Below are 4,684 nucleotides of genomic sequence, written 5' to 3'. Positions count from 1 at the left end.
TCATGTTGTTCGAGCAGCCGTTCCGGATCGGCGACTGGCTGGACACCCCGACTGCCCGGGGACGCGTCGTCGAGGTGAACTGGCGAGCGGTCCACATCGAAACCGGCCGAGGAACGCAGATCATGCCCAACTCGGTGTTGGCCGGCACATCGTTTACCAATCTGAGCCGGCCGCCGGGCGCGCACACCCTGACCATCACGACCACCTTTTCGCCCGCCGACCCGCCCGATCGGGTGTGCGCGCTGTTGTCGCGCACCGCACGCGCGCTGCCGCAAGTCAAGACCGATGCCGTGCCCGCCTCGGTGGCGCGCGGCGGCGGCGAATACGCGACGACGGTCGGCCTCACCTCACCCGTCGACGACGGCGCAGCGCAGGCCACCTTCCTCCGCTGGATCTGGTATGCCGCCCGGCGCGAGGGCTTGCACCTCGACGACGCCGCCGGCGACGACTTTTCCAGTACCGAACGCGTGGAAAAGGCGCTGCGGTCGGTGGTGGCCCCGGCCCTGCGGTTGAGCGTTACCGACCAGCAGGCCCTGGCGTCGCACGCCAAGATCGTCCGCTACGGCGCCGACGAGATCGTCGAGTATGCGGGTCAAGTCCCCGTCGGTATGACGTTCGTGGTCGCCGGCCGGCTCCGCATGACTGCGTTGGGCGACGACGGTTCGCTGCTTGCGGTCGGCACACTCGACGAGGGATCGTTTTTGGGCTTGACCACGCTGACCCGCCAACCCAATCTTGCCGACGTCTACGCGCTGGGCGAGGTGACCGCACTGGAGATCGACCGCGAACACATCGAAGAGCTGGTCATGCGCAAACCGCTGCTGCTGCAGGACTTCGGCCGCATCATCGACGAGCGGCGCGGCATGGTCCAGCAACTGACTGGGTAGCCGCGTCGTCGCCCCGGCCAACGCCCGATACCCTGGGTGAATGAGTCTGCAAGCACCGTCGCGTGCCGACTTACGCCAACCGGTGCACGACGCCGCGCGCCGCGCCCGGGTCGCCGCACGCACGCTGGCCTCGTTGCCGACCGTCGTCAAAGACCACGCGCTGCTCGCGGCGGCCGAGGCGATCGTGGCCCATGTCGACCAGGTGCTGGGCGCCAACGCCGATGACCTCAACGCCGCGCGTGCCGCCGGCACACCGACCGCGATCCTGGATCGGTTGGCGCTGAACCCGCAGCGCATCGACGGGATCGCCGAGGGCCTGCGCCAAGTCGCGGGCCTGCCCGATCCGGTCGGCGAGGTGTTGCGCGGCTACACCCTGCCCAACGGGCTGATGCTGCGCCAGCAGCGGGTTCCGCTCGGGGTAGTCGGCATGGTCTACGAGGGCCGCCCCAACGTCACCGTGGACGCCTTCGGTTTAGCGCTCAAATCCGGCAACGCCGCACTGCTGCGCGGCAGCTCGTCGGCGGCGAACTCCAACCAGGCGCTGGTCTCGGTGCTACGCGCCGCCCTGGTCCACGAAGACCTGCCCGCCGATGCAGTCCAGCTGCTCGACAGCTCCGACCGCTCGACGGTCACCCACCTGATCCAGGCCCGCGGCCTGGTCGACGTGGTGATCCCGCGCGGGGGAGCGGGTCTGATCGACGCGGTGGTCCGCGACGCGCAAGTCCCCACCATCGAGACCGGTGTCGGCAACTGCCACGTCTACGTCGACGGCGGCGCCGACCTCGACGTCGCCGAGCAGGTCCTGCTGAACTCCAAGACGCGGCGGCCCAGCGTGTGCAACGCCGCCGAGACGCTGCTGGTTGACACCGCCATCGCCGGGCAAGCGCTGCCCCGGCTGGTGGGGGCGCTGCAAGACGCCGGGGTGACGGTGCATCTGGACGCCGACGAAGACGACCTGCGCCGCGAGTACCTGGCCATGGACATCGCGGTGGCGGTGGTCGACGGCGTCGACGCCGCGATCGACCACATCAACGAATACGGCACCGGGCACACCGAAGCCATCGTGACCGCCAATATGGCTGCCGCCCAGCGCTTTACCGAAGGAATCGACGCGGCTGCGGTGATGGTAAACGCGTCGACGGCGTTCACCGACGGTGAGCAGTTCGGTTTCGGCGCCGAGATCGGCATCTCCACCCAGAAGCTGCACGCTCGCGGCCCGATGGGGCTGCCGGAGTTGACCTCGACCAAGTGGATCGTCTGGGGAGACGGCCACACCCGTGTTCCTTAGCTCGGCGACGATGCAGAGCGCGGAGCGCGATGAGGAGAAGCCGAGCAATCAGACTTAGGAGAAACTTCGTGACTGTTCCCGCGCGGCCCGTCCCGCTGTTCGCCGACATCGATGACGTCGGCCGGCGGCTGGCCGAGACCGGCTATCTGCCCGACACCGCCACCGCGACCGCCGTCTTCCTGGCTGACCGGCTCGGCAAACCGTTGCTGGTGGAAGGACCGGCCGGGGTCGGCAAAACGGAACTGGCCCGCGCCGTCGCGCAGGCCACCGGGTCCGGGCTGGTGCGCCTGCAGTGCTACGAGGGCGTCGACGAGGCCCGCGCGCTCTACGAGTGGAACCACGCCAAGCAGATCCTGCGGATCCAGGCCGGCTCCGATGACTGGGACCAGACCAAGACCGACGTGTTCAGCGAGGAGTTTTTATTGTCCCGTCCGCTGCTGACCGCGATCCGGCGCACCGAGCCGACGGTTCTGCTGGTCGACGAAACCGACAAGGCCGACATCGAAATCGAGGGCCTGCTGCTGGAAGTGCTCTCCGACTTTGCGGTGACCGTTCCCGAGTTGGGGACCATCACCGCCGAACGGGCGCCGTTTGTGGTGCTGACGTCCAACGCCACCAGGGAGCTGTCCGAGGCACTCAAGCGTCGCTGCCTGTTCTTGCACATCGATTTCCCGAGCCCGGAGTTGGAGCGACGCATCCTGCTGTCCCGGGTGCCCGAACTGCCCGGGCATCTTGCCGACGAGTTGGTGCGGATCATCGGCGTGCTGCGCGGTATGCAGCTGAAAAAGCTGCCGTCGGTGGCCGAGACGATCGATTGGGGGCGCACGCTTTTGGCGTTGGGTCTGGACACCATCGACGACGCCACGATCGCCGCCACGCTGGGCGTCGTGCTCAAACACCAGTCCGACCAACAACGGGCGTCCGGCGAGTTGCGGCTCAACTGATGGCCCGCCGCGTTCGCCCCCGCAGGCCGCTCGCCCCGCACGGGCTGCCCGGCCATCTGGTGGAGTTCGTGGAAGCGCTTCGGGGACAGGGCATTTCGGTTGGGCCGTCGGAGACGGTGGACGCCGGTCGGGTGATGACGGCGTTGGGTCTGGGTGACCGGGAGGTGTTGCGGGAGGGCATCGCCTGCGCGGTGCTGCGCCGCACCGACCATCGGGAAACGTACGACGCCATGTTCGATTTGTGGTGGCCGTCGGCGCTAGGCGCGCGGGCGGTGGTGGCTGAAGACGTATCTGACGACGACGATTCCGACGTTCAGTTGCTTGCCGAGGACGTCGAAGCGATGCGGCAGATGCTGCTGGATCTGTTGGCCGAGAACACCGATCTCGCCGACATGGACGAGCGGCTGGTGGCGATGATCGCCCAAATCGTAGAAGCCTACGGCAAATACAGCTCCAGTCGCGGCCCGTCCTACTCGTCGTATCAGGCGCTCAAGGCGATGGCGCTGGACCAGCTGGAGGGCCGGCTACTGGCCGGCTTGCTGGCGCCTTACGGCGACGAGCCCACCCCCACCCAGGAACAGCTCGCCAAAGCGCTTGCCGCGCAGAAGATCACCCAGCTGCGCAAGATGGTCGACGCGGAAACCAAGCGGCGTACCGCCGAGCAGCTGGGCCGCGACCATGTGCAGATGTACGGCATCCCGCAGCTGTCCGAAAACGTCGAGTTCCTGCGCGCCTCAGGTGATCAGCTGCGCCAGATGCGCCGGGTGGTGGCACCGCTGGCCCGGACGCTGGCCACCCGGCTGGCAGCTCGTCGGCGTCGCGCCCGCGCGGGGTCGATCGACCTGCGCAAGACGCTGCGCAAGTCGATGTCGACCGGCGGCGTGCCGATTGATGTGGTGTTGCGCAAACCGCGCCCGGCCCGGCCCGAGTTGGTGGTGCTGTGCGATGTGTCCGGCTCGGTCGCCGGGTTCAGCCACTTCACGCTGCTACTGGTAAATGCTCTGCGCCAACAGTTTTCCCGTGTCCGGGTGTTTGCTTTCATCGACACCACCGACGAGGTGACGCACCTGTTCGGTCCGGACGCCGATCTGGCGGTGGCCATCCAGCGAATCACTCGCGAGGCCGGTGTCTACACCCGCGACGGGCACTCCGATTACGGCAATGCATTCGTGTCGTTCACCGAGCAGTTCCACAACGTGCTCTCGCCGCGCAGTTCGCTGTTGGTGCTCGGCGACGGCCGCACGAATTACCGCGATCCGGCCACCGACGTGCTGACGCACATGGTGACTGCCAGCCGCCACGCGCACTGGCTCAACCCCGAGCCCAAGCATCTGTGGGGCAGCGGCGATTCGGCGGCGCCGCGCTACCAAGAGGTGATCACGATGCACGAATGCCGCTCGGCCAAACAGCTGGCCGCGGTGATCGACCAGCTGCTACCGGTCTGACCCCCCCTTTTGCCGCGAGCGTGCTCAGTGTCATCGTGAGGGTGCTGCGTGCGGCGTGTCTGCGTGACGGTGGCCGTGTCGTGGTGGTTGGTTCTGGATCACCTGGTGTCTGACTCTGAG

Annotated in this window: 4 protein-coding genes; all 4 read left to right on the top strand. The window is 67.6% G+C overall.

Features of this window, described 5'->3' with window-relative positions:
* Positions 1–887, top strand: an 887-nt coding sequence (locus A5707_RS07420; protein ID WP_156657657.1) for a mechanosensitive ion channel family protein, incomplete at its 5' end; no start/stop codon positions are given.
* A 40-nt stretch (positions 888–927) separates the two neighbouring features.
* Positions 928–2,175 (top strand): glutamate-5-semialdehyde dehydrogenase, encoded by a 1,248-nt coding sequence (locus tag A5707_RS07415; protein ID WP_065013865.1) that lies wholly within the window; start codon positions 928–930, stop codon positions 2,173–2,175.
* A 68-nt stretch (positions 2,176–2,243) separates the two neighbouring features.
* Positions 2,244–3,119, top strand: coding sequence for an AAA family ATPase (locus tag A5707_RS07410; RefSeq protein WP_065013864.1), 876 nt, complete (start codon positions 2,244–2,246; stop codon positions 3,117–3,119).
* The gene (locus A5707_RS07405) at positions 3,116–4,564 is read left to right on the top strand and encodes a vWA domain-containing protein (protein ID WP_156657659.1); all 1,449 of its coding nucleotides are present in this window, start codon (positions 3,116–3,118) and stop codon (positions 4,562–4,564) included. Before A5707_RS07410 ends, A5707_RS07405 begins: the two co-directional genes overlap by 4 nt.
* Positions 4,565–4,684 lie beyond the last annotated feature (120 nt).

It is taken from the genome of Mycobacterium kyorinense, from assembly GCF_001672775.1.
Lineage (GTDB): Bacteria > Actinomycetota > Actinomycetes > Mycobacteriales > Mycobacteriaceae > Mycobacterium > Mycobacterium kyorinense_A.
The sequence above is the reverse complement of the archived record's forward strand: the minus strand, read 5'-3'. Positions and strand labels throughout refer to the sequence as shown.

Excerpts from the sequence above, each read along its gene's own strand:
- A5707_RS07415 (WP_065013865.1), top strand. The coding sequence starts at position 928 with ATGAGTCTGCAAGCACCGTCGCGTGCCGACTTACGCCAACCGGTGCAC.